At 61.4% G+C, this 23457-nt stretch carries 20 protein-coding genes and 1 riboswitch; of the genes, 13 read left to right on the forward strand and 7 right to left on the reverse strand.

Annotated features, from left to right (window positions below):
• Nucleotides 1–33 precede the first annotated feature (33 nt).
• The 3 genes from L8I05_RS17435 to L8I05_RS17445 are packed head-to-tail and all read left to right on the forward strand — an operon-like array spanning nt 34 to nt 2950.
• The gene (locus L8I05_RS17435; protein WP_242170565.1) at nt 34–918 is read left to right on the forward strand and encodes a DUF6625 family protein; all 885 of its coding nucleotides are present in this window, start codon (nt 34–36) and stop codon (nt 916–918) included.
• Nucleotides 915–2069 (forward strand): glycosyltransferase family 4 protein, encoded by a 1155-nt coding sequence (locus L8I05_RS17440; protein WP_242170567.1) that lies wholly within the window; start codon nt 915–917, stop codon nt 2067–2069. Before L8I05_RS17435 ends, L8I05_RS17440 begins: the two co-directional genes overlap by 4 nt.
• Nucleotides 2066–2950, forward strand: a complete 885-nt coding sequence (locus tag L8I05_RS17445) for a glycosyltransferase (RefSeq protein WP_242170569.1) — start codon at nt 2066–2068, stop codon at nt 2948–2950. The genes L8I05_RS17440 and L8I05_RS17445 overlap by 4 nt, the downstream gene beginning before the upstream one ends.
• A gap of 43 nt (nt 2951–2993) precedes the next feature.
• Here the strand turns inward: L8I05_RS17445 and L8I05_RS17450 are convergent, their stop codons facing one another.
• A complete protein-coding gene (locus L8I05_RS17450; RefSeq protein ID WP_242170572.1) occupies nt 2994–4850 on the reverse strand; it encodes an O-antigen ligase family protein in 1857 nt (618 codons plus the stop codon).
• Nucleotides 4851–5008: 158 nt separating this feature from the next.
• Here L8I05_RS17450 and msbA point away from each other — a divergent pair, with 158 nt between their 5' ends.
• The 3 genes from msbA to L8I05_RS17465 all read left to right on the forward strand — a co-directional run bounded on the left by msbA (nt 5009) and on the right by L8I05_RS17465 (nt 9384).
• On the forward strand, nt 5009–6814 hold the full coding sequence (msbA, locus tag L8I05_RS17455) for a lipid A export permease/ATP-binding protein MsbA (protein ID WP_242170575.1): 1806 nt from the start codon (nt 5009–5011) through the stop codon (nt 6812–6814).
• 217 nt (nt 6815–7031) lie between these two features.
• Nucleotides 7032–8456 (forward strand): bifunctional D-glycero-beta-D-manno-heptose-7-phosphate kinase/D-glycero-beta-D-manno-heptose 1-phosphate adenylyltransferase HldE, encoded by a 1425-nt coding sequence (hldE, locus tag L8I05_RS17460; protein WP_242170578.1) that lies wholly within the window; start codon nt 7032–7034, stop codon nt 8454–8456.
• Nucleotides 8449–9384, forward strand: a complete 936-nt coding sequence (locus L8I05_RS17465) for an NAD-dependent epimerase/dehydratase family protein (protein ID WP_197625783.1) — start codon at nt 8449–8451, stop codon at nt 9382–9384. Before hldE ends, L8I05_RS17465 begins: the two co-directional genes overlap by 8 nt.
• A 46-nt stretch (nt 9385–9430) precedes the next feature.
• Here the strand turns inward: L8I05_RS17465 and L8I05_RS17470 are convergent, their stop codons facing one another.
• The 4 genes from L8I05_RS17470 to L8I05_RS17485 are packed head-to-tail and all read right to left on the reverse strand — an operon-like array spanning nt 9431 to nt 12819.
• Nucleotides 9431–10399, reverse strand: coding sequence for a metal ABC transporter ATPase (locus L8I05_RS17470; protein WP_159953852.1), 969 nt, complete (start codon nt 10397–10399; stop codon nt 9431–9433).
• Nucleotides 10400–10440: 41 nt separating this feature from the next.
• Nucleotides 10441–11253 (reverse strand): aldo/keto reductase, encoded by an 813-nt coding sequence (locus L8I05_RS17475; protein ID WP_242170580.1) that lies wholly within the window; start codon nt 11251–11253, stop codon nt 10441–10443.
• Complete coding sequence (locus tag L8I05_RS17480) at nt 11250–12428, reverse strand: FAD-dependent oxidoreductase (RefSeq protein WP_242170582.1); 1179 nt, start codon at nt 12426–12428, stop codon at nt 11250–11252. The genes L8I05_RS17475 and L8I05_RS17480 overlap by 4 nt, the downstream gene beginning before the upstream one ends.
• A 55-nt stretch (nt 12429–12483) precedes the next feature.
• The gene (locus tag L8I05_RS17485; RefSeq protein ID WP_177017351.1) at nt 12484–12819 is read right to left on the reverse strand and encodes a multidrug efflux SMR transporter; all 336 of its coding nucleotides are present in this window, start codon (nt 12817–12819) and stop codon (nt 12484–12486) included.
• A gap of 102 nt (nt 12820–12921) precedes the next feature.
• On the opposite strand from L8I05_RS17485, the gene L8I05_RS17490 reads away from it, so the two are divergent.
• Both L8I05_RS17490 and waaA read left to right on the forward strand, forming a co-directional pair.
• Nucleotides 12922–13812, forward strand: a complete 891-nt coding sequence (locus tag L8I05_RS17490; protein WP_242170585.1) for a LysR family transcriptional regulator — start codon at nt 12922–12924, stop codon at nt 13810–13812.
• 23 nt (nt 13813–13835) lie between these two features.
• Nucleotides 13836–15113 (forward strand): lipid IV(A) 3-deoxy-D-manno-octulosonic acid transferase, encoded by a 1278-nt coding sequence (gene waaA, locus L8I05_RS17495; protein ID WP_242170587.1) that lies wholly within the window; start codon nt 13836–13838, stop codon nt 15111–15113.
• Between the two features lie 126 nt (nt 15114–15239).
• On the opposite strand, the gene L8I05_RS17500 is transcribed toward waaA, so the two are convergent.
• Complete coding sequence (locus tag L8I05_RS17500; protein WP_242170589.1) at nt 15240–16679, reverse strand: TolC family outer membrane protein; 1440 nt, start codon at nt 16677–16679, stop codon at nt 15240–15242.
• A gap of 197 nt (nt 16680–16876) precedes the next feature.
• Nucleotides 16877–16982, forward strand: a riboswitch (TPP riboswitch).
• Between the two features lie 147 nt (nt 16983–17129).
• Here L8I05_RS17500 and thiC point away from each other — a divergent pair.
• Nucleotides 17130–19034 carry a phosphomethylpyrimidine synthase ThiC gene (thiC, locus tag L8I05_RS17505; protein WP_232109168.1) on the forward strand — a complete coding sequence of 635 codons (1905 nt, stop codon included), beginning with the start codon at nt 17130–17132 and terminating at the stop codon, nt 19032–19034.
• A gap of 135 nt (nt 19035–19169) precedes the next feature.
• Complete coding sequence (gene cytX, locus L8I05_RS17510; protein ID WP_242170591.1) at nt 19170–20459, forward strand: putative hydroxymethylpyrimidine transporter CytX; 1290 nt, start codon at nt 19170–19172, stop codon at nt 20457–20459.
• On the opposite strand, the gene L8I05_RS17515 is transcribed toward cytX, so the two are convergent.
• Nucleotides 20428–21174, reverse strand: a complete 747-nt coding sequence (locus L8I05_RS17515) for an RsiV family protein (protein ID WP_159953860.1) — start codon at nt 21172–21174, stop codon at nt 20428–20430. The genes cytX and L8I05_RS17515 overlap by 32 nt on opposite strands.
• Nucleotides 21175–21367: 193 nt before the next feature.
• Here L8I05_RS17515 and L8I05_RS17520 point away from each other — a divergent pair, with 193 nt between their 5' ends.
• From L8I05_RS17520 to cpdA, 3 genes are all read left to right on the forward strand, one after another.
• On the forward strand, nt 21368–21985 hold the full coding sequence (locus L8I05_RS17520) for an NUDIX domain-containing protein (RefSeq protein ID WP_242170594.1): 618 nt from the start codon (nt 21368–21370) through the stop codon (nt 21983–21985).
• On the forward strand, nt 21976–22425 hold the full coding sequence (locus tag L8I05_RS17525; RefSeq protein WP_242170596.1) for a DUF1249 domain-containing protein: 450 nt from the start codon (nt 21976–21978) through the stop codon (nt 22423–22425). Before L8I05_RS17520 ends, L8I05_RS17525 begins: the two co-directional genes overlap by 10 nt.
• 86 nt (nt 22426–22511) lie before the next feature.
• The gene (gene cpdA / locus L8I05_RS17530; protein WP_242170598.1) at nt 22512–23327 is read left to right on the forward strand and encodes a 3',5'-cyclic-AMP phosphodiesterase; all 816 of its coding nucleotides are present in this window, start codon (nt 22512–22514) and stop codon (nt 23325–23327) included.
• Nucleotides 23328–23457 lie beyond the last annotated feature (130 nt).

A 23457-nucleotide genomic window follows, 5' to 3' on the forward strand; every position in this document is an offset into this window, starting at 1 on the left:
GAGTGCTCCCGTAAAAATGACAGTGAGTCCCCAGTGATCAATCCATGCCCCCGCATCCTTTTCATCATTCCTTACTTTGGCCAATGGCCTTTCTGGATGCCGTTTTTCCTCGAAAGCTGCCGGCACAATGCGGATATTGACTGGCTGTTGTTCAGCGACTGCCCGATACCCGACAACGTGCCCGGCAACGTCAGGATTGAAAGCATCACCTTTGCCGATTACTGCGCGCTGGTCTCACAGCGGCTGAAGATCAATTTTGCGCCTCAGGCGGCTTACAAACTGTGTGACATCAAGCCGGCGCTGGGGCATATCCATGTTGATCGCCTCGACGGCTACGATTTTTGGGCGTTTGGCGACCTGGACCTGATCTATGGCAACCTGCGCCGGTATTTCACCGCTGACCGCCTGGCGGGCTATGACTTGTTTTCGACCCATGAGCGGCGGGTCGCCGGCCATTTGTGCCTGATGCGCAACACCGCCCGAAAGCGCCAGGTGTTCATGCAGATCAAGGATTGGGAAGCACGTTTCACCGATCAGGAGCATCATGCGCTGGATGAAGGCGCGTTCAGCAGGATTTTCCTGTGGCGCAAGAACTTCCCGAAGCCGTTGTTCGAACTGGTCGGCAAGCTCAACCCGTGGCGCCGTCGCAGTGAGTTCACCGAGGCGTTCAGTACGCCGGGTGGTGTGATCAAGTGGCACGATGGCACTGATCGTTTTCCGCACCAATGGTTCTGGAACAACGGTCGCTTGACCAATGACAGGGACGGCGACCGGGAATTTCCGTATTTCCATTTTGTCTGCTGGAAGCGTAATCAATGGCCGCTGGTACCACAGCCAAGTGCCGAGTACATCGAGGCGCTGGCCGCCGAGACATCCTGGGTCGTTGATGCCACAGGATTCCATCGAGGAGAGTTATGAGTCGGCGTTTCAAGGTTCTGCAATTGCAGCCTGACTACAATGTTAAATCCCATGATTTTGCCGACCTGGCCGAACAGATCGTCAAGGCATTGCCTGCGGACCGCTATGAAGTCACCGCCGCGTTCCTGCGCGGTCGGCCTGCGCCGGGTGGCCCGGTCAGTCGCGCCGCCACCTCGGTCTACTTCGAGTTCTCCGACAAGTCGCTCAAGGGCTTGAGGCTGCGGGCCATGTGGCAGCTGTACAAGTTCTGCCGCCGGGAAAAGTTTGACGTCGTGGTGTGCAATCGCTTCAAGCCGGTCAACATGATGTTGCAACTGAACCGTTGGTTGAAGATTCCGCTGTGTATCGGCATCTCCCACGGCTTCGGTGAATATGACCGCCTGTACCGCCGCAAGCAGGCGCAGCGCTGGATCGACGCGCACTGGCGTTTTGTCGGTGTGTCGCCGGCGGTCAAGCAATACCTGCTGGACTGCAAGTGCGGGTTTACCGACAGCAATACCTTCGCCATTACCAATGCCATCGACATCGAGCAGGCCGAAGCCTTGCAGCATTCGCGTGAACGCGCGCGCGAATTGCTGGGCATCGACCCTTCGGTGCGCTTGATCGGCGCCTTGGGCCGTCTGGTGCCGGTCAAAGGCCACACGTATTTGCTGCAGGCGTTCGCTGCACTTAAAGACAAGTACCCCACGGCGCAGCTCGCCATCATTGGCGCGGGCCGTGAAGAGGCCAACCTGGCCGCTCAAATCCGCAGCCTGGGCCTTGATGGGCGCGTGCACTTGTTGGGGTTCAAGGAAAACGCCCTGCAGTACGTGCGTGCCTTCGACATCTGGGCCATGCCTTCGCTGGCCGAAGGCCTTGGCCTGGCGCTGCTGGAAGGCATGAGTGGGCGCCTGCCGGTGATCGCCTCCAGCGTTCCGGCCATGCTGCCGCTGATTGAAGGCGCAGGCGGCCTGGCGGTAGAGCCGGCCAACGTGCCCGCGCTGACCCAGGCGCTGGACACCTACCTGGCACTGCCCGACGAAGCGCTGGCGCAGAAGGGCGAGCAGGCCTACCAGTATTTGCAGGCGCAACACGACATTGAGGTGTTCCGCCAGGAATACCTGGAATTGATTGATTCGGGATTGGCTCAAGTGCGCAGGAACAATGTATGAACCAGAGTCAACCCTTGGTCACGGTGATCATTGCGTCTTACAACCATGCTCCGTACATCGAGCAAAGCATCCTCAGCGTCTTGAACCAGACGTACCCCAATATTGAACTGCTGGTGATTGACGACGGGTCCAAAGACGACAGCGTCGAGCGTATTCGTCGCTTGCAGGAGCAGCACAGCTTCGATTTTCGCGTGCAGCAGAACCAGGGGCTGACCAACACGCTCAACGGCGCGATTGCACGCTCCCAGGGCCCGCTGATCGTGCCGTTCGGCTCCGATGACATCATGTTGCCGGAGCGGATTGCGACCCAGGTGGCCTACATGGATGGCAAGCCGGAGGTCGGTATCTGCGCGGGTAACATCGAGCTGATCGATGCCCAGGGCGAGTTGTTTCCCGAGAAGCGCCAGCGTCGCGACGTGCCGTTTCGGCGCCTGGACTTCGACGACATGTTCCTGGAGCGCAAGCCTTATCCGCCTGCACCGACGCTGATGATCCGGCGCGAAGCACTGGAAAAGGTCGGTGGGTTTGATCCTGAGATACGTCTGGAAGATTTGCTGATCGAGTTGAAGATTACCCATGCCGGGTACTTCATCGATGGCTTGAACCTGGTCATGGCCCGCTATCGCAAGCACGCCACCAACTCGTACAAGAACCATCGATTCATGATCGACAATATCCTGCGTTCCTACGCGTTGTTCAGCGACCACCCGCTCTATGACGAGGTGCGTTACAAGTTCCTCAGCTCCATGTTCCTCAAGACCGCCAACCGTGATCGCAAGTTGGCGCGCGAGCTGCTGGCACAGATCCCGTTCCGGGCCTGGAACAAGAAAACCTGGCGCGGCTTGAGCCGGTTGTTTTTCTCCCCGCTGGAAAAAGACTGACCGCGTTGTGTGCGCCCCGCCCTGGGGCGCACAACCTCGCCGATCAGGCGGTCGGGCGCGCCAGTGTCAGCACCTGCTCACGGATTTTCATCGTGGCTTGCGGTGACGCAACGCAGGCATACCCTTTGGCCAATTGCTCAAAGTGCGCTTCGAACAGCCAATTGCGGTCCTGTGGGTAACGTTGCATGTGCTTCAAGTTGCGCTGGCGCAGCGTGTTGCGCAGTGCTGACGGGTAAATGCGCATGTCGGCCACATCGATCAGCCCGAACTCACCATCTTCCAACAGCAGTACATTGCCCAGATGCAGTGAGCGGAAGTACACCCCGCGTTCGTGCAACTGCGCCATGAAGCGGCCAAACCGTTCGATCAGCGATTCGCGCAGGCTGCTGTCCAGGCTTTGCAAGGCTTGGCGCAGCGTCAGCCCCGGCAGCGGCTGATAACGCACGGCGCTGCTGCCGTCGTGCAGGCTGTAGAGGTTGAGAATCGACGGTGAAGCAATACCTGTTTGTTGCAGCTGTTCGCTGTTGCTGGCGAAGCGCTCCGAATAGGGATTAAACCGGCCCGAGGTGTACCAGCGGCGCGCCCTGAACAGTTTGAGGAAGCTGCCATCCTCCAGGCGCAGCACCTTCGGTCCCAGGCCATCTTCTTCGACGACGTGGGCGCCGTTGCACAGTGCTTCAAAGGCCTGTGGCTTGGGCATTTCCACTGGCCTGCGCAGCAGGCTGTGGCGGCGTTGGGCGATGCTCAGGCCGGCGATCAGCGCCAGTGGAATCCACAACAGGAACCAGTGCTCCTTGGGCCGCGACAGAATGCCACCGCCTTCGGTCAGGCCTGCGCCGATGCCGTACGCCAGCAGCGAGGATGCCAGGATAAACAACGGCTGTGCCCGCTCCTTGAGCCCTTTGTACAAGCCCCAGCCGAGCATGTAGATCCATGGGATAAAGCCGATGATGCCGACGTAATACAGCACGCCGAGGGCGAAGTTATGGGGTTCGCGCAGTTCGTAGCCATCGCCCAGAGTCAGGTACAGCTCGGAGTCGTAGCTGTGGCCGATGAAGGGGTGGTCGGCAATGCGCTCCAGCGTCATGCCCCACAATTCAAAGCGCAACGAGCTGCCGCGTTCGGTGATCGCCTCGGGATAGATCAACAGCAGCCCGGCTGCCCCCGCGACCATGGCGGCGATCAGCAGCGCAGAGCGTCGATTGCGGCTGATAAAGCTCATCCACAGGATAGTCAGTGTCAGCGCCACCAGCGGCGTGCGTGACCCGGTAGCCAGGATGGCAGCCGCCATGATCGCCAGGGCGGGCACGCTGAACCACAACACCTGCAAGCGCCGGGTAGTCATGCAGACGTACAGCCAGTACACGCAGAAAAAGCCGAACATGTGCGAGCTGAGCAGCGGGTTGTCGAGGGCACCCAAGCCGCCGATCATGCGCATGCCCGGCTGAAAGCCTTTGACGAATGCCACCAGGTTGCACAGGCACACCACCAGCGCGATCGCGGCAGCACTGAAAAAGATCGGCTTGAACAGTTCGTTGCGGTAATGCAGCAACATCCCGCAGCCGGCAAAAAGCATGAACGTTTGCAGCGGCACCTTGAACAGGTTGGAGTCGCCGGTAGGTTCCGGGCTCCACAACACGCTGGTCATCGCCCAGGCGCAAAACGCCACGAAGGCAATCACCAGCGGCTCACGCAACAGCTCCTTGAGTTCTCGCGGGCGCAGGCACAGCAACAGCAAGGTCGGCACGCTGAAGAAGCCGGAGTAGAACCGGTGCATGACATTGCGATTGGTGACGTAGAACAGCGAACTCAGCAGCAACAACAAGCCAATGGGCAAAATCCAGAGGACCAGGAAGTCGAAAACGCGATTTGAGCCATAGGTAAGGCGCTTGGAGTGCATACGATAAAGCCATTCCAGAAAGAGAAAGCCGACCATCTTAAAGTAGTGGCTATATAATGTCGCCGGCTGGATCCAACCGGGCCGGGGGTCATGCCGGGTGCAAGTACAACAGAGAAGCTGTGCTAAAGTCAGCCTCCTTTTTCAAAACGCCGCGTGATATGACCGACTCCAGTCCGAGCGCAAGCCCTTCGAGCTTGAAAATATACTTCCGCCTGCTCATGTACGTTAAGCCCTACGCCGGCTTGTTCGCGCTGAGTATCGTCGGATTTCTGATTTTCGCGTCGACCCAGCCCATGCTGGGGTACATCCTCAAGTACTTCGTCGACGGCCTATCCAACCCCGAAGCGGTGCTGTTCCCCAGCGTACCGTTCCTGCGTGACCTGCAATTGCTGCAAGCCGTGCCGTTGTTGATCATTCTGATCGCAGCCTGGCAGGGCCTGGGTTCGTTCCTGGGCAACTATTTGTTGGCCAAGGTCTCCCTGGGCCTGGTCCACGACCTGCGGGTGCAGCTGTTCAACAACCTGCTGACGCTGCCCAACCGCTACTTCGACAACCACAACTCCGGGCACCTGATTTCGCGCATCACCTTCAACGTGACCATGGTCACGGGGGCTGCGACCGATGCCATCAAGGTGGTGATCCGCGAAGGCATGACGGTGATTTTCCTGTTCGCCTCGCTGCTGTTCATGAACTGGCGCCTGACGCTGGTGATGATCGCCATCCTGCCGTTGATTGCGGTGATGGTCAGCACGGCCAGTAAGAAATTCCGCAAGCAGAGCAAAAAGATCCAGGTGGCCATGGGCGACGTGACGCACGTTGCCTCCGAAACCATCCAGGGTTACCGCGTGGTGCGCAGCTTCGGCGGCGAAGTCTACGAGGAAAAACGTTTCCTCAAGGCCAGCCAGGGCAATACCGACAAGCAACTGCGCATGACCCGCACCGGGGCGATCTACACCCCGTTGCTGCAACTGGTGATCTACACCGCCATGGCGGTGTTGATGTTCCTGGTGCTTTACCTTCGCGGTGACGCGTCGGCCGGTGACATGGTGGCTTACATCACCTTGGCCGGCTTGCTGCCCAAGCCGATCCGCCAGTTGTCGGAAGTCAGTTCGACCATCCAGAAGGGTGTGGCCGGCGCTGAAAGCATTTTCGAACAGCTGGACGAAGAGCAGGAAGTTGACGGCGGCACCGTCGAGCGCGACAAGGTCAGTGGCCGCCTCGAAGTGCGCAACCTCAACTTCACCTACCCCGGCACCGAACGCCATGTGCTCAAGGACATCAGCTTTACCGCTGAGCCTGGGCAGATGATCGCCCTGGTGGGCCGTTCCGGCAGCGGCAAGTCGACGCTGGCCAGCCTGATTCCGCGTTTCTACCATCATGAAAGCGGCGACATCCTGCTCGACGGCGTAGAGATCGAAGACTACAAGCTGCTCAACCTGCGCAAGCACATTGCCCAGGTGACCCAGCACGTGACCTTGTTCAGCGACACCGTGACCAACAACATCGCCTACGGCGACCTGGCTGGCGCGCCACGGGCGGACGTTGAAGCGGCTGCGGCAGATGCCTACGCCAAGGACTTCATCGACCAGTTGCCCAAAGGCTTCGATACCCAGGTTGGCGAAAACGGCGTGCTGTTGTCCGGCGGCCAACGCCAGCGCCTGGCAATCGCCCGGGCCTTGCTGAAGAACGCGCCGCTGCTGATTCTCGACGAGGCCACCTCGGCCCTCGACACCGAATCGGAGCGGCACATTCAGGCGGCCCTGGACAAGGTCATGCAAGGGCGCACGACCCTGGTGATCGCGCACCGCCTGTCCACTATCGAGCAGGCCGACTTGATCCTGGTGATGGACGACGGTCGGATTGTCGAGCGCGGCACCCACGGCGAGCTGTTGGCGCAGAACGGCTATTACGCCCGCCTGCATGCCATGGGCCTGGATGCACCGGTCCCGGCCGACATCACCTAAAACCTTGTGGGAGCGGGCTTGCCCGCGATAGCGGAGTATCAGTCACCGAATGTTTCGACTGATTCACCGCCATCGCGGGCAAGCCCGCTCCCACAGGTGTTCCTCAGTGGATTCAATGGCAGGCCCGTCGCACTATCTTCTGTGCACACCCTCCACAAGCCTTCCATAACCCTGTGCTAATATCGCGCCCCTGTTCATTTTGTATGTGGGTTGCTCCATGAAGTTGTCCATGCCGCGATTCGATCAAGCCCCTGTCTTGGTGGTCGGCGATGTCATGCTCGACCGTTACTGGCATGGCGGAACCTCACGGATTTCCCCTGAGGCACCGGTGCCGGTCGTCAAGGTCGAGCAAATCGAAGACCGTCCAGGCGGCGCTGCCAACGTTGCCCTTAACATTGCCGCCCTCGGCGCCCCGGCCTCCCTGGTGGGTGTGACCGGCGACGACGAAGCCGCCGACAGCCTGGCCAACAGCCTGCGCGGCGCCGGCGTGCGCGCGCTGTTCCAGCGCATTGCCCATCAGCCGACCATCGTCAAGCTGCGGGTCATGAGCCGTCACCAGCAACTGCTGCGTATCGATTTTGAAGAACCCTTCGCCACCGACGCCTTGGCCCTCAGCGGCCAGGTCGACGCGTTGCTCGAAGGCATCAAGGTGCTGGTCTTGTCCGACTACGGCAAAGGCGCCTTGAAGAACCACCAGGAACTGATCAAGGCCGCCAAGGCCCGCAACATTCCAGTGCTGGCTGATCCCAAGGGCAAGGATTTCTCGATTTATCGAGGCGCCAGCCTGATCACGCCAAACCTCAGCGAGTTCGAAGCCATTGTCGGCGGTTGCGCCGATGAGCACGAACTGGTGACCAAGGGCGCCACGCTGATGGCCGATCTCGACCTGGGCGCCTTGCTGGTCACCCGGGGCGAGCACGGCATGACCCTGCTGCGCCCCGGCCACCCGGCGATGCACCTGCCGGCGCGTGCGCGGGAAGTGTTCGACGTGACCGGCGCCGGCGACACGGTGATTTCTACCCTGGCCGCCTCGATTGCAGCCGGCGAAGAGTTGCCCCACGCCGTGGCCCTGGCCAATCTGGCGGCGGGCATCGTGGTTGGCAAGCTGGGTACTGCCGCCATCAGCGCGCCTGAGCTGCGCCGCGCGATCCAGCGCTCCGAAGGCTCCGAGCGCGGTGTGCTGACCATCGAGCAGTTGCTGCTGGCGATTGACGATGCGCGTGCTCACAACGAAAGCATTGTGTTCACCAATGGCTGCTTCGACATCCTGCATGCCGGGCACGTGACTTACCTGGAACAGGCGCGCGCCCAAGGCGACCGCCTGATCGTTGCCGTCAATGACGATGATTCGGTCAGCCGCCTCAAAGGCCCGGGCCGTCCGATCAACAGTGTCGACCGGCGCATGGCCGTATTGGCGGGTTTGGGCGCGGTGGACTGGGTGATCAGCTTCTCTGAAGGCACCCCGGAAAACCTGCTGGCCCAGGTCAAGCCTGACGTGCTGGTAAAAGGCGGCGACTACTCCGTCGACCAGGTCGTTGGTGCCGATATCGTCAGCGCCTACGGCGGCACGGTCAAAGTGCTGGGGCTGGTTGAGAACAGCTCGACCACGGCGATTGTCGAGAAGATTCGCAACAATGAGTAACGCTGATAAGTGGGTCCTGATCACCGGCGGCGCCGGCTTTATCGGTTCGCACCTGGTCGATGCCTTGCTCGCCAACGGCTATGCCGTGCGGGTGCTGGATGACCTGTCGACCGGCAAGCGCAGCAACTTGCCGCTGGATAACCCGCGCGTACAGTTGATTGAAGGTGATGTGGCCGATGCCGAGCGGGTGGCGCAAGCCGCCGTTGGCGCAAGCGCCGTGGTGCACTTGGCAGCAGTGGCGTCGGTACAAGCCTCGGTGGACGACCCGGTGAGCACTCACCAGAGTAATTTCGTCGGCACCCTGAATGTCTGCGAGGCCATGCGCAAGGCGGGCGTCAAGCGTGTGGTGTACGCCTCCAGTGCGGCGGTGTATGGCAACAACGGCGAGGGCGATTCGATTGACGAAGCGACCACCAAGGCGCCGCTGACACCCTATGCTTCCGACAAATTGGCCGGTGAACACTACTTCGATTTCTACCGCCGCCAGCATGGCCTGGAGCCGGTGATCTTCCGCTTCTTCAATATCTTCGGGCCGCGCCAGGATCCGTCATCGCCGTATTCGGGGGTGATCAGCATCTTCAGTGAGCGGGTGCAGCAGGGCTTGCCGATTGCCGTGTTCGGTGACGGCGAGCAAACCCGTGATTTCATGTACGTGGAAGACTTGGTGGATGTGCTGGTGCAGGCCATCGAAGCGCCTGAAGCGCCACTGGGGGCGATCAACGTCGGCTGGAACCGCACCACCACGCTCAAGCAGGTGTTGCAGGCGTTGGAAGAAGTGGTCGGCCAGTTGCCAGCGATCACTTACGGGCCGGCGCGTTCAGGGGATATTCGGCATTCGCGGGCGAATAACCAGCGGCTGTTGGCGAGCTTCAAGCTGCCTGAACCGACCCCGTTGAAGGTCGGGCTGGAGCGGTTACTCAACGGCTGAGCCTTGTGATCGTTCCCACGCTCTGCGTGGGAACGATCGACGGGTGTCAGCGGCTGGCTTTTTTCTTCGGCACAATCTTGCGCAACATCTGCCGCGCCTTGCCGGTCAGGCGCTTGAGTTTCGATTCTTTCTCCGGCTCGGCCAGCCCTTGCTGCCTCAGCCAATCCTTCCAGCGAATCCGCTCATCGCGCACCAGCCAGCCTTCCTGCTGGGCAAAGCTCTCGGCCAGGTATAAGCCGCGGGTGCTGGCCGGATACAGCTGGTCTTTCTTCACCGTGTACAGCTCGGCCAACGGTTGCCCATCTTTGAGCGGCATCAGGTACAGGTCGGGCCGCTGGCGGTCCAGGCGCGCCACTAACTGGTCACCTTCAAGCCGCTCATCCACATGAAACAGGCTCAGGGACTTGGCTTCCTTCGGCACTTCCAAACGCAAGTCATAAATCAATTGCAGCGATGCGGTCGGCAGGTGCACGTAAGCCCGTGGGCGTTCGATCAGTTGCGTGGTCGCGCAGCGTACCGGGCGTGCGGCGCCCGACAACGGGCTCAAGCGAAACGGCAGGGCTTCGCGGTAATGCAGGGCGGCGGAGTAGGGCGCCGGCAGCCAGGTGTCATTGAAGCGCCCGCCCAGCCAGCCTTCGGGCGTTTCCAGCAGGCACTCTTCGGCTATTTCCTGGATGGCGGTGTGCAGCGGCAGGTTCAGTTCGTGAGCCGGCACGTAGCCGGAGATCAGCTTGAGCACCACGTCGCCACGGTCCTGGCGACGCTGGCGCACCAGCACCCAATAATCCTTGTTTTGCCAATGCAGTGTCAGGCGCACCGACACGCCGAGGTTCGCCAGCTCCAGGGCGAAACGCTCGGGGTCTGCCACTTCCACCGGCTTGCGCCGCTGCAGGGTTTGGGCAAAGTTGAGCGGCATGCCCACGCTTTGGTAGCTCAGGCCTTCGGGTGTGGCTTCGACGTGCAGCGGCAGTGTTTTAAAGTTGCTGGGGTTTTTTCTAATAAGCGTGCGCGGCATGTCGGCTCCTTCTTGCGACGGGGTCGGCCGCGTGGGCGGCATCAGAGTTGACGAATGACCTTGGCAGCGGTCGCCACGTTATGGGCCAGGTGCAGCGGATTAATGGTCCCGACAATAGCACTGGCGACGCCCGTTTGCGCAAACAACAACATGAAACTGGCGTGAATTGGATCCATTCCTGGCTCCAGGCACACGTGGCCGCTGGCCAGGGCTTTTTTCACCAGGATGCCTTTGCCGTGAGCCGCTGCGTAATCAATGACGGCTTTCTCCGTCTGATCGTTCAAATTGTAGGTGACCATGGCGCAATCGCCTTGTTCCAGAGCCTTAACGCCGCCTTCGACGGTTTTGCCGGAGAAGCCGTAGCCGCGAATCTTGCCCTCTTTTTTCAGCTCGGCCAGGGTCTGGTACACCTCGCAATCATTGAGGATATGCAGGTCATTGCCGTCGGAATGCACCAGCACCAGGTCGATAAAATCCGTTTCAAGTCGTTTCAAGCTGCGTTCGATCGACATCCGCGTATGGGCGGCGCTGAAGTCGTGCCGGGACACGCCATCGGCAAACTCTTCACCGACCTTGCTGACAATCACCCAATCCTTGCGCTGGTCGCGCAGCAGTGGTCCCAGGCGTTCTTCGCTGCGGCCATAGGCCGGGGCTGTGTCGATCAGGTTGATGCCCAACTGGCGGGCCTGGCGCAGCAACATCCGTGCTTCGTCGTCGTCGGGAATCTGGAAACCGTTGGGGTATTTCACCCCTTGGTCGCGACCGAGCTTGACGGTGCCCAGGCCCAGCGGCGAGACCATCAGGCCGGTACTGCCCAAAGGGCGATGCAGGTCATGCAGAGTGGGCAGGCTCATGGCAACAGTTGCTCCCAGGCAGGTTGGCCAATGGCCGGTTTTGGCAGGTCGGGCAGGGCTTCGCTGTTGGCGCTCGGGTGGATGCCGTCGCGCTCCAGCGCGCTGAGCACGCGGTCGGCGAAGTCCGGCGCCAGGGCCAGTTTGGTCGGCCAGCCGACTAACAGGCGGCCCTGTTCGGCGAGGAAAGCGTTGTCGGGGCGGCTCAGGCCCGATTGCAGCGGCTCGGCACGGTCGACGCGCAGGGTGGCCCACTGGGTCTGGCTCATGTCGATCCACGGCAGTAATTGCGCCAGCTCTTTTTGCGCGGTGGCGATCTGTTCTTCAGGCGTGCGCGCTACGCCGTCCGCCTCGGCAATGTCGCCGCCCATGTACCACACCCAATTGCCATCGGCCGCCGGGTGGGTGGTGATAGTGAGGCGCGGCTTGGTGCCGCCGCCCAGGCAGTGGGCGTACAACGGCTTCAGGCCCGGGCCTTTGGCGATGATCATGTGCAGCGGGCGCTTTTGCATGGCCGGCTGGCTCAGGCCCAGGGCGCTGAGCAGGTCAGCTGTGCCGCCACCGGCACTCAACACGATGCGCTGGGCGCGGATCTCGCGGCCATCCACCTTCAAGCCCACCAGCGTGTCGCCTTCCAGCAGCGGTTCGATGTGTTGCCCGGCGAGCAAGCCGTCACCGGCCAGTTGCGCCAGGCGTTCGATCAGGCTGGGTACATCGATGACCAGCTCTGCCAGGCGATAGACCTTGCCCTTGAAGCGACGGTCTTGCAGGGCAGGCGGCAATTCATCGCCCTTGACCTGATCGACACGGCCGCGCACGGCCTTGCTGGCGAAAAAGCTGGTGAGGTTGCCGGCGATGGTGCCGGGCGACCACAGGTAATGGGCTTCGGACAGCAAGCGCACACCGGACAGGTCCAGCTCACCGTTACCGGCCAGGGCTTCGCGCCAGCGGCGCGGCATATCGGCAATCGCTTCGGAGGCGCCGGTGAGGGCGCCGTGCAGGGCGTATTTCGCACCACCGTGAATAATCCCCTGGGACTTCACACTTTGCCCGCCACCCAAGGTGGCGCTTTCCACCACCACCGTGGAAAACCCCTGGCTGCGCAGGCGCGCATTGAGCCAGAGGCCGGCAACCCCGGCGCCGACAATCAGAACGTCGGTGGAAATAACGGATGGCATGGGCGACCTCAGTGTTCAAGACAAGAGGCGCAGTATACAGGCTGTTGAGCGCTGATCAGTGCCCGGCGGTTTTCGAGAACAGCTGAATCACCACCACGCCCAGCACAATCAGGCCCATGCCCAGCATCGCCGGAACATCCAGCTTCTGGCCGTAGATAAACAGCGCGGCGACGCTGACCATCACAATCCCAAGCCCCGCCCAGGCCGCATAGGCCACGCCCACCGGCACGGTGCGCACCACCAGCGTGAGCATCCAGAACGCGACGCCATAACCCACAATCATCAGCAGCAGCGGGATCGGCGTGCTCAAACCCTTGACCGCTTTCATGGACACGGTCGCGATCACTTCCGAGCAAATGGCAATGGCCAGGTAAACATAGGCGATATTCATGGGGTAATCCTCGGTGTGGGCGTGCTTGATAAGGTCGGCATTCTAACGCCTGAAAAGATGGGGTAAAGTCATTACCTATCCGATTTAAAGATGGGTTGAGCCATGAGCGTGCAGTGGAACCTGGAACAGATGCGCCTGTTTGTCAGCGTCGCCGAACAGCGTTCGTTTTCGGCGGTGGCGCGCGACCAGCGCAAGGCACAATCGGCGGTGAGCAATGGCATTGCCTTGCTTGAGGCTGACCTTGGGCTGAGCCTGTTTGACCGTAGCAGTGGCCGCCAGCCGCGCCTGACCGAAGCCGGCAGCGTGCTGCTGGAAGAAGCGCGCGAGGTGCTGCGCCAGTGTGAGCGGCTCAATGGCCGCGCGCTGTCACTGACGCGCGGCGAAGAAGCCTGCCTGCGCCTGGCCCAGGACGAAGCCATGCTGTTCCAACCAGTGCTCGACAGCCTCGAAGCGCTGGCCGGGCAATACCCGCTGCTGGAGGTGCAGTTGTCCAGTGCCGCCCAGGGCGATGTGGCGCGCAAGTTGGTCGAGCGCAAAGCCGACCTGGGCCTGTTGTTCTATCACGACCAAATCTCCGAAGCCCTTGAGCGGCGCGTGGTCGGCAGTGTGGAAATGGTCACCGTGTGCGGTGTGAACCATCCGCTGGCCAAGGAACAGTACGTGACCTGCCAGCACTTGGCGCAGTTTCGCCAGCTGTTGATGTCGACCCAGACCAGCGTCTACCCCGGCAGCGAAGCCGCAAGCCCGCTGGTGTGGCGTGCCGACAGTTTCTACGTGTTGGCCGAATGGCTGATGAGCGGCCTGGGCTGGGCCTGGCTGCCGCGGCACATCGTGCAGTACCCGACCTATCAACAACAAATGGTGGAATTGGACAGCGAATGGACGCCGCCCGCGTTGGTGGTGGAGCTGGTTTGGCGTCGCGACGAACACCTCGGCCCTGCCGCGCGCTTCCTGGCCGAGCGATTTGCCGAGTGCTTGCAGGCGATCGACTGAAAAAGCCGATAAACTCCGCCGCCATGAATAGAACTCTCTACAGTTGTCTGTTTTACCTGGCGCTGCCGTTGGTGGCTTTACGTCTGTGGCTGCGTGCGCGCAAGGCGCCGGCCTACGCCCAACGCATTGGCGAGCGTTTTTCCTACGGCCTGCCGGTGATGCAGCCGGGCGGGATCTGGGTGCACGCCGTGTCGGTGGGCGAAAGCATCGCCGCCGCGCCGATGATTCGTGGGCTGCTGGCGCGGCATCCGACGTTGCCGATCACCGTCACCTGCATGACGCCGACCGGTTCCGAGCGCATCCAGGCGTTGTTCGCCAATGAGCCGCGCATTCAGCATTGCTACCTGCCCTACGACTTGACGTGCGCGGCCAAGCGTTTTCTAGACCGCGTACAGCCCAGGCTGGCGGTGATCATGGAAACCGAACTGTGGCCTAACCACATTCACGCCTGCGCTCAGCGCGGTATTCCGGTGGCACTGGCCAATGCGCGGCTGTCGGCGCGTTCGGCCAAAGGTTACGCACGCTTTGCCAAGCTGACGGCGCCGATGCTGTCTGAAATGAGCCTGTTCGCGGTGCAGACGCATACCGAAGCCCAGCGTTTCCTCAGCCTGGGCGCGCGTGCGGAAACCGTCGACGTCACCGGCTCGATCAAGTTTGACCTGGCCATCGACCCAGAGCTTCCCGTGCGGGCAGCGGCGTTGCGTGAGCAATGGGGCGCCAGCGAGCGCCCGGTATGGATCGCGGCCAGCACCCATGAAGGCGAAGACGACGTGGTACTGGCTGCGCATCGCCAACTGCTCGAAAGCTATCCCAATGCATTGTTGATCCTGGTGCCGCGTCACCAGGAACGCTTCGGCCCGATGTTTGAGTTATGCGAGCAACAAGGATTCACCACGGTGCGTCGCTCCAGTGGCGAGCCCGTGACGGCGCAAACTTCGGTGCTGCTCGGCGACACCATGGGCGAGTTGTTGTTTCTCTATGCCTTGGCCGACAGTGCCTTCGTCGGTGGCAGCCTGGTGCCGACTGGCGGGCATAACCCGCTGGAGCCGGCAGCGCTGGCCAAGCCTGTGATCATGGGGCCGCACCTGTTCAACTTCCTCGAAATCAGCGCGATGATGCGCGACGCCGGGGCGCTGCGTGAGGTGGATGACGCCGAGGGTTTGGCCGAAGCCGTGCGGCAACTGTTCGAGCTGCCGCAGGATGCGCGCAAGATGGCGCAGGCGGGGCTTGCGGTGATGCAGGCCAACCAGGGCGCGCTGAAGCGTTTGCTGGATGGCTTGGACAGGCTGATTCAACGCTGATCCAAATGTGGGAGCGGGCTTGTGTGGGAGCTGGCTTGCCTGCGATAGCATCACCTCGGTGTATCAGCAGTACCGAGGTGTCTGCATCGCAGGCAAGCCAGCTCCCACATTGGTTTTGTAGTGTGCTTAGTAGCCGGGGCGGGCCTTCAATTGCTCGGCCGCAGCCTTGGCCAAATCCGGCGGCAGGAAGTCCTTGTCCGGGTTGTAGTCAGACTTGAGGTAACGCGACAAGTCCTGCAAATCCCCTGGGTTCAGCGTGCCCGCCGCCTGTTTCAAGCGCAGGTTGTCGAGGATGTAGTCGTAGCGGCTGTTGTTGTAGTTGCGCACCGACGAGTAAAGCTGGCGCTGTGCATCGAGCACGTCGACGATGTTGCGCGTACCCACCTGATAACCGATTTCCGTGGCTTCGACCGCGCTCTGGTTCGAGATGATCGACTGGCGGCGTGCCTGTACCTGCTCCACGTCGGTGTTGACCGCGCGGTGCAGGTTGCGGGTGTTTTCCACCACCTGGCGGCGCAGGCCTTCGCGTTGCTGCTCGCTCTGGTCCAGGCGCGAATAGGATTCGCGCACTTGCGAGCTGGTGAGGCCGCCGCTGTAGATCGGGATGTTCAGGCGCAGGCCGATGGTGCGTTGCGACACATCACCGCCGTAAGGAATCGGCAGTTGGTTCGGGTTGCTGAAGCCCAGCGCGTCGTTGTCACCCTTTTCGTATTGCGCCACGGCGTCGAGGGTCGGCAAGTGGCCGGCCTTGCGCTGGCGCAGGGTTTCTTCGGCGGCGGTGACGGCGTAGTTGCTGGCCAGCAGGTTGAGGTTCTGGCGGCCGGCGGTTTCGACCCAGGCCTTGGCGTCATTCGGCGCCGGTGGCAGCACCGGCAGCGTGTGCACGATGCCCTGGATCGCGTTGTAGTCGCGGTTGGTCAGGGTGATCAGCGCTTCGAAGGCGTCGTCGACCTGGCGCTGGGCGACGATGCGGTTGGCGCGCGCGGTGTCGTAGCTGGCCTGGGATTGCAGCACGTCGGTCTTGTCCGACAGGCCCACATCAAAGCGTTCGTTGGACTGGTCGAGCTGGCGCTTGAAGGCATTTTCTTCGGCCTTGGTCGAGGCCAGGTTGTCCTGGGCGCGCAGCACGGCGAAGTAGTTTTCGGCGCTTTGCAGGATCAGGTTCTGCTCGGTGGCCGACAGTTGCAGCGAGGCCTGCTCGTTGACGGCTTCGGCGGCTTGCAGCTGGAACCAGCGATCGGCGCGGAACAGCGGCTGGCTGAGGGTCGCACGCCAGGAGTGGGCGTCACGGTTGACGGTGGCCGCCGGTTGGTCGATCTGGGTACGCACGTTATTGCTGTCGGCACCGGCCGACAGGTTCGGCAGCAAGCCGGCACGGGCCTGGGGCACCACTTCTTTTTGCGCGCCATATTGGGCGCGGGCGGCGGCCAGGTCGGCGTTGTTGTTCACCGCTTCCTGGTAGACGCTGACCAAGTCGGTTTTGGCGGACAAGGGCGCTTCAGCTGCCCAGACCATTCCATTGGTCGCACAAGACACGGCAAGAGCCAGTGAGAGTTTGCGCAGCATGAGGCGATCCCTAGTGTGAATATTACGGCGATAATTTAGCGCCCAAGGCTAAGGCGGGCCATTTCTGGCGTCAAGCCATTGTGGCGGCAACCGAGTGTAGTGTTGCTGACCCGGCGCAACAATCCCGCAATCACGCCATTCATCACGCTGAATGCACCGCCATTGGCAATTTCCCCACGCCATGGTCTAGACTGGCCGCGTTCTTGTCGGGGTGCCTTGTTGGAAGGCTGAGATCGGTAAATACCGGATCCCGTTGAACCTGATCAGGTTAGCGCCTGCGTAGGGAACAAGATTTCTCGTCACCCGGCGAGTCCTCTTGTGCTTCGTCCGGGATGTTGTTCGACAATCGAACAGCCCTCGTGCGTCAGCACAGCACTGGTTTCAGTGCGTCCATCCGTCACAGGTTCGCTCCGACAAAAATCCACCGCCTGGATAGTTGGAGAGCCCGTGATGAACGCAGAAATAAAAAGTACAAAACCGAAAAACACCGTGCACCTGAGTGAATCGGCCAAGGTCGACTCCGGTTCCGTGCAGCCGTTTACCCGCTCGCAAAAAATCTACGTACCCGGCACTCGCCCGGACATTCGCGTGCCAATGCGTGAAATCAGCCTGGACGTGACCCCCACCGATTTCGGCGGTGAAATAAACGCGCCCGTGGTGGTCTACGACACCTCCGGCCCCTACACCGACCCAAACGTCATCATCGACGTGCGCAAAGGCCTGGGCGATGTGCGCTCGCCGTGGATCGAGTCGCGCGGCGACACCGAACGCCTGTCCGGCCTGAGTTCGCACTTCGGCCAGCAGCGTCTCAGCGATGCCGAACTGACCGCGCTGCGTTTCGCCCACGTGAAGAACCCGCGCCGCGCCAAGGCCGGCGCCAACGTCACGCAGATGCACTACGCGCGCAAAGGCATCATCACCGCCGAGATGGAATACGTCGCCATCCGCGAAAACATGAAGCTCGAAGAAGCCCGCGCCAGCGGCCTGCTTGACCAGCAACACGCCGGCCACAGCTTCGGCGCCAGCGTGCCGAAAATCATCACACCGGAATTTGTCCGCGAAGAAATCGCCCGTGGCCGCGCGATCATCCCGGCCAACATCAACCACACCGAACTCGAACCGATGATCATCGGCCGTAACTTCCTGGTGAAGATCAACGGCAACATCGGCAACAGTGCTTTGGGTTCGTCCATCGAAGAAGAAGTGGCGAAACTCACCTGGGGCATTCGCTGGGGTTCGGACACGGTGATGGACTTGTCCACCGGCAAACACATTCACGAAACTCGCGAGTGGATCATCCGCAACTCGCCGGTGCCGATCGGTACCGTGCCGATCTATCAGGCCCTGGAAAAAGTCGGCGGCGCCGCTGAAGACCTGACCTGGGAGCTGTTCCGCGACACGCTGATCGAACAGGCCGAGCAGGGCGTCGATTACTTCACCATCCACGCCGGCGTGCTGCTGCGCTACGTGCCGCTGACCGCCAAGCGCGTCACCGGCATCGTTTCCCGTGGCGGTTCGATCATGGCCAAGTGGTGCCTGGCGCACCACAAAGAGAACTTCACCTACACGCATTTCGACGAAATCTGCGAAATCATGAAGGCCTATGACGTCAGCTTCTCCCTCGGTGACGGCCTGCGCCCAGGCTCGATTGCCGACGCCAACGACGCCGCGCAATTCGGTGAGCTGGAAACCCTCGGCGAGCTGACCAAGATCGCCTGGAAGCACGACGTGCAAACCATGATCGAAGGCCCCGGCCATGTGCCGATGCAGCTGATCAAAGAGAACATGGACAAGCAACTGGAGTGCTGCGACGAGGCGCCGTTCTACACCCTCGGCCCGCTGACCACCGACATTGCGCCGGGCTACGACCACATCACGTCCGGTATCGGCGCGGCGATGATCGGCTGGTTCGGTTGCGCCATGCTCTGCTACGTCACGCCCAAGGAACATCTGGGCTTGCCGAACAAGGATGACGTGAAGACCGGGATCATCACCTACAAGATCGCCGCCCACGCAGCGGACCTGGCCAAGGGGCACCCCGGCGCGCAGATTCGCGACAACGCCTTGAGCAAGGCGCGCTTTGAGTTCCGCTGGGAAGACCAGTTCAACCTCGGCCTGGACCCGGACACTGCGCGTTCCTATCACGACGAAACCTTGCCGAAAGACTCGGCCAAGGTCGCGCATTTCTGCTCGATGTGCGGGCCGAAATTCTGCTCGATGAAAATCACCCAGGAAGTGCGTGAGTACGCCGCCAACCAGCGCATTGAAGCGGTGGATGTGGACGTGGCCAAGGGCTTGGCCGAGCAGGCGGAGCGGTTCAAGCAGGAAGGCAGCCAGCTTTACAAAAAGGTCTGACCCCGATGATCGTTCCCACGCTCTGCGTGGGAATGCATCCCGTGACGCTCTGCGTCACAAAGGCGGACGCAGAGCGTCCATAGCGGCATTCCCACGCAGAGCGTGGGAACGATCAGCCCCTCAGAGATAACACCCTTGAGCATTCAACCGAGTACCTACTCTCCTGATATCGCAGTGCCGAGCGACAAACGCGTCTTCGGCGCCCGCGACCTGTTTTCCCTGTGGTTCTCCCTCGGCATCGGCCTGATGGTCCTGCAAACCGGCGCCTTGCTTGCGCCGGGCCTGGGCTTGTCCGGTTCGTTGCTGGCGATTTTCCTCGGTACCTTGGTGGGCGTGCTTTTGCTGGCCGCCGTCGGCGTGATCGGCAGCGACACCGGCCTGTCCGCCATGGCTGCGCTCAAACTCAGCCTCGGCGCCAAAGGCGCAAGCCTGCCGGCGTTGCTGAACCTGCTGCAGCTGATCGGCTGGGGCTCGTTCGAAATCATCGTGATGCGTGACGCCGCCAGCCTGCTGGGCACGCGAGCATTCAGCGAGGGCAGCCTGTTGGCCAGCCCGTTGCTGTGGACAGTGTTTTTCGGTGGTTTGGCAACGTTGCTCGCCGTCAGCGGCCCGCTGACGTTCGTGCGGCAAATCCTGCGCAAGTGGGGCATCTGGCTGCTGCTCGCCGCCTGCCTGTGGCTGACCTGGAACCTGTTTGCCAAGGCTGACCTCGCTGCGCTGTGGGCCAAGTCCGGCGACGGCTCGATGCCGTTTGCGGTGGGTTTCGACATCGCCATCGCCATGCCGTTGTCGTGGCTGCCGCTGATCGCCGACTACTCACGGTTCGGCAAGCGTGCCAAAAGCGTGTTCGGCGGCACGGCGCTGGGCTTCTTTATCGGTAATTTCTGGCTGATGAGCCTGGGCGTGGCCTACACCCTGGCGTTCGCACCAAGCGGTGAAGTGAATGCGCTGTTGCTGGCGCTGGCCGGTGCCGGCCTGGGCATTCCGCTACTGCTGATCCTGCTGGACGAGTCGGAAAACGCCTTTGCCGATATTCACTCGGCGGCGGTGTCCAGTGGGATCTTGCTGCGTTTGAAAGTCGAGCACCTGGCCTTGGCCATTGGTGTGATCTGCACCTTGATCGCCTGCTTTGCACCGCTGGCGCAGTACCAGAACTTCCTGTTGCTGATTGGCTCGGTGTTTGCGCCGTTGTTTGGCGTGGTGCTGGTGGATCATTTCATCCTGCGCCGGCGTGGCCAGGGCGCAGTCGCCACTTTGCATTGGCCGGCGCTGGTGGCCTGGCTGGGCGGCATCGCCACGTATCACCTGCTCGCCAACCTGTATCCGGATGTTGGCGCAACCCTGCCGGCATTGCTGCTGGCAGGGCTGTTGCAGTTGATCCTGGGGCGGGCCGTCAGTGGCGCGCGGGCATCAGCTCAGGCTTGAGCACGCCGGTGAGGCGCGCATAGGGGATGGTCATTTCGATCAGCCCCAATGCGTACGGGCCGATGGTGGCCACGTTGTACTTGAGCACCACGCCGGCGCTTGTCAGGGCCACGTTCGGGGTTTTCTGGAACGGCCAGTTCTTCACGAACTCGGGGTCACGGTCCATTTGCGAGTTGATCAGCCAGCTGTTGTGGGCGACTTTCGCAGTGTTCCAGAACGCTTGTTCCTGGCCCGGCAGCAACATGTCGGTCAGGCTCAGCTCTTTGTGCAGCAAGCGTGAATAGTTGATGAAGCCACGGCCGGGCTCGCCGTGGGCGGCGCCGGTGTCCAGGTAGCTGGACACTTCAATGATCACCAGTCCGTCATGCTGATCACGTACCTTGGCCTGCAAGTACATGCTGTTGCGGTCTGGCGACTCGCGCAGGAACTTGTCCCGGTAGGCATTCAGCGTCGGCGGCACGCTGGCGCCGGGCGTGGTGCGGGTCATTTGCAGCAGGCGTTGTTCCACAATCGTGTCGAGTTGCGGCTCGCTGGGGAAATGCACGGTGTCGATGTTCACCAGCGGGCAATCCGGGCTGTCACAGCCGGGCTTTATCTGTTCCGAGGCGTCCGGTTTGGCGTCCAGCGGCTTCAGGTAGCTGGGCTGGAACAGGCTTTGGCAGGCACCCAGGGTCAAGGCGATACAGGCCACGGAGGCGATTTTTAAAAGCGACATGTGTGTCCTTCGGAAATCGATGGAAAGCGAAAAGAGTGGAGCTTCGACTACCGACAAGGCAGTCAGTTCGCCACTAAGCTTATTAGAGTGAGTTTGACGCCCGCCGTCTATCCCGGCAACTGCAAAGGGGCTGCACCAACCGGCATGGGCGCGTTAGGATGGCGCGAATCGCACGGCCTTAACGAGGAAGAATATGACGGACATTGCCAAATCGACGCCGAACAAAATCGAAATTGTTCAGCGCGACAATGCCTACAAGGGCTTCTACAAGCTCGATCGCGTGCAGCTGCGCCACGAAAAATTCGATGGCGGCATGAGCCGGGTGATCAATCGCGAAGTCTTCGTGCGTCATGACGCCGTGTGCGTGCTGCCTTACGACCCGCAGCGCGATGAAGTGGTGCTGATCGAGCAGTTCCGTGTCGGCGCCATGGGCCGCACCGATAACCCGTGGCTGGTGGAAATGGTCGCCGGCCTGATCGACAAGGATGAAGAACCGGAGGAGGTTGCACACCGCGAAGCCGAGGAGGAAGCTGGGCTGACGTTCTCTGCGCTGTGGCCGATCACCAAATATTTTCCGTCGCCCGGTGGCAGTACTGAATTCGTGCACTTGTACCTTGGCCGTTGCGACAGCTCGGGGGCCGGTGGCGTCCATGGACTGGAAGAAGAGGCAGAAGATATCCGCGTCAACACCTGGGCGTTCGAAGATGCCCTGCAAGCGGTGCGTGACGGCAAAATTTCCAACGCAGCCAGCATCATCGCCCTGCAATGGCTTGCGCTTAATCGCGCGGAAGTGAGGGGGTTATGGCAGTAAAGGAACGGGAACGTTATCGAGTCGACCTGATCGGGCTGCAAGCCGCCTGCGAGGCCAACTATGCGCGGCTGATGCGCTTGCTTCCCGACATGCGCCACACGCCCGAGGCGCGGCGCATTGCCGTGACCCACGGCGACCAGATGCTCGGCGTGCTGACCCTTGAGGTCATCGTCAACTGCCCGTACACCACCACCTTGCGTGTGCGCCAGGAACACAGCCTGCCGTGGCTGCCGGTGCCGCAGCTGGAAGTGCAGGTGTATCACGATGCGCGCATGGCCGAAGTGATCAGCGCCGAACATGCGCGACGCTTTCGCAGCATCTATCCTTACCCGAATGTGTTCATGCACCAGCCCGATGAGAAAGCACAGCTCAATGTGTTCCTCGGTGAATGGTTGAGCCACTGCCTGGCCCTGGGGCACGAGTTTGAAGTCGTGCGGTAGATGTGAACTGCGTCTTTCCTCTTTGTGTCCTGCCCTAGCATAATCACGCCACACATCCATTCCTGTGATTGCCTTGGGAGAGCGCCTTGCCGAGCGTATCCACTGTGAACCCTGACGCGTCGGCGCTGCTGGTGCAGCTGTCCGACAGCCACCTGTTTGCCGAGGCCGACGGCGCGCTGCTGGGCATGAACACCCGCGAGAGCCTGCAGCGGGTGATCGCGTTGGTGCGCGAGCAGCAACCGCAGATCGATTTGGTGCTGGCCACGGGGGATTTGTCCCAGGACGGCACACTTGAGTCCTATCAACAGTTTCGCGAGCTGACCCGGCAGATCGATGCCCCGGCGCGCTGGATCCCCGGCAATCACGACGAGCCGCAGATCATGGCCCACGCCGCCGAGCACAGTGATTTGCTTGAGTCGGTGGTCGACATCGGCAATTGGCGCGTGACCCTGCTCGACTCTGCCGTGCCCGGTTCGGTGCCGGGTTACTTGCAAGACCAGCAACTGCAATTGCTCGCGCAAGCCTTGAGCGAAGCGCCGAGCCGCCACCATCTGGTGTGCTTTCACCACCATCCGGTGTCTATCGGCTGTGCGTGGATGGAGCCCATCGGCCTGCGCAACCCCGACGCTTTGTTTGCCGTGCTCGACCGCTTTCCGCAGGTCAAGGCGGTGCTTTGGGGCCATGTGCACCAGGAAATCGACCGCGAGCGCAACGGCGTTCGCCTGCTGGCGTCGCCGTCGACGTGCATCCAATTCGCGCCGGGCAGTGAAGATTTCAAGGTCAGCGAACAAGCGCCGGGTTACCGCTGGCTGCGCCTGCATGCCGACGGACGGTTGGAGACCGGGGTAGAGCGGGTCGAAGGTTTCGCATTTACCATCGATTACGGCAGCAACGGCTACTAACCACTGCAAACACTGGTTAAAAGTGTGGGAGCTGGCTTGCCTGCGATAGCGGTGCACCGGTTGATAAATGTGTGACTGATACACCGTCATCGCAGGCAAGCCTGCTCCCACAGTGGATCTTCTGTGTCCT

Source organism: Pseudomonas sp. MONT-RG-20F-20-E-7-02 (assembly GCF_022662395.1).
Taxonomy (GTDB): Bacteria; Pseudomonadota; Gammaproteobacteria; order Pseudomonadales; family Pseudomonadaceae; genus Aquipseudomonas.

What these genes read in the sequence shown, in the direction of transcription:
- L8I05_RS17465 (WP_197625783.1), top strand. Translation starts at nt 8,449, where the DNA reads ATGAGTAACGCTGATAAGTGGGTCCTGATCACCGGCGGCGCCGGCTTT.
- L8I05_RS17485 (WP_177017351.1), bottom strand. Translation starts at nt 12,819, where the DNA reads ATGAATATCGCCTATGTTTACCTGGCCATTGCCATTTGCTCGGAAGTG.
- hldE (WP_242170578.1), top strand. Translation starts at nt 7,032, where the DNA reads ATGAAGTTGTCCATGCCGCGATTCGATCAAGCCCCTGTCTTGGTGGTC.
- L8I05_RS17520 (WP_242170594.1), top strand. Translation starts at nt 21,368, where the DNA reads ATGACGGACATTGCCAAATCGACGCCGAACAAAATCGAAATTGTTCAG.
- L8I05_RS17500 (WP_242170589.1), bottom strand. Translation starts at nt 16,679, where the DNA reads ATGCTGCGCAAACTCTCACTGGCTCTTGCCGTGTCTTGTGCGACCAAT.
- L8I05_RS17525 (WP_242170596.1), top strand. Translation starts at nt 21,976, where the DNA reads ATGGCAGTAAAGGAACGGGAACGTTATCGAGTCGACCTGATCGGGCTG.
- L8I05_RS17450 (WP_242170572.1), bottom strand. Translation starts at nt 4,850, where the DNA reads ATGCACTCCAAGCGCCTTACCTATGGCTCAAATCGCGTTTTCGACTTC.
- L8I05_RS17440 (WP_242170567.1), top strand. Translation starts at nt 915, where the DNA reads ATGAGTCGGCGTTTCAAGGTTCTGCAATTGCAGCCTGACTACAATGTT.
- L8I05_RS17445 (WP_242170569.1), top strand. Translation starts at nt 2,066, where the DNA reads ATGAACCAGAGTCAACCCTTGGTCACGGTGATCATTGCGTCTTACAAC.
- L8I05_RS17475 (WP_242170580.1), bottom strand. Translation starts at nt 11,253, where the DNA reads ATGAGCCTGCCCACTCTGCATGACCTGCATCGCCCTTTGGGCAGTACC.
- L8I05_RS17490 (WP_242170585.1), top strand. Translation starts at nt 12,922, where the DNA reads ATGAGCGTGCAGTGGAACCTGGAACAGATGCGCCTGTTTGTCAGCGTC.
- waaA (WP_242170587.1), top strand. Translation starts at nt 13,836, where the DNA reads ATGAATAGAACTCTCTACAGTTGTCTGTTTTACCTGGCGCTGCCGTTG.
- L8I05_RS17470 (WP_159953852.1), bottom strand. Translation starts at nt 10,399, where the DNA reads ATGCCGCGCACGCTTATTAGAAAAAACCCCAGCAACTTTAAAACACTG.
- msbA (WP_242170575.1), top strand. Translation starts at nt 5,009, where the DNA reads ATGACCGACTCCAGTCCGAGCGCAAGCCCTTCGAGCTTGAAAATATAC.
- L8I05_RS17480 (WP_242170582.1), bottom strand. Translation starts at nt 12,428, where the DNA reads ATGCCATCCGTTATTTCCACCGACGTTCTGATTGTCGGCGCCGGGGTT.
- thiC (WP_232109168.1), top strand. Translation starts at nt 17,130, where the DNA reads ATGAACGCAGAAATAAAAAGTACAAAACCGAAAAACACCGTGCACCTG.
- L8I05_RS17515 (WP_159953860.1), bottom strand. Translation starts at nt 21,174, where the DNA reads ATGTCGCTTTTAAAAATCGCCTCCGTGGCCTGTATCGCCTTGACCCTG.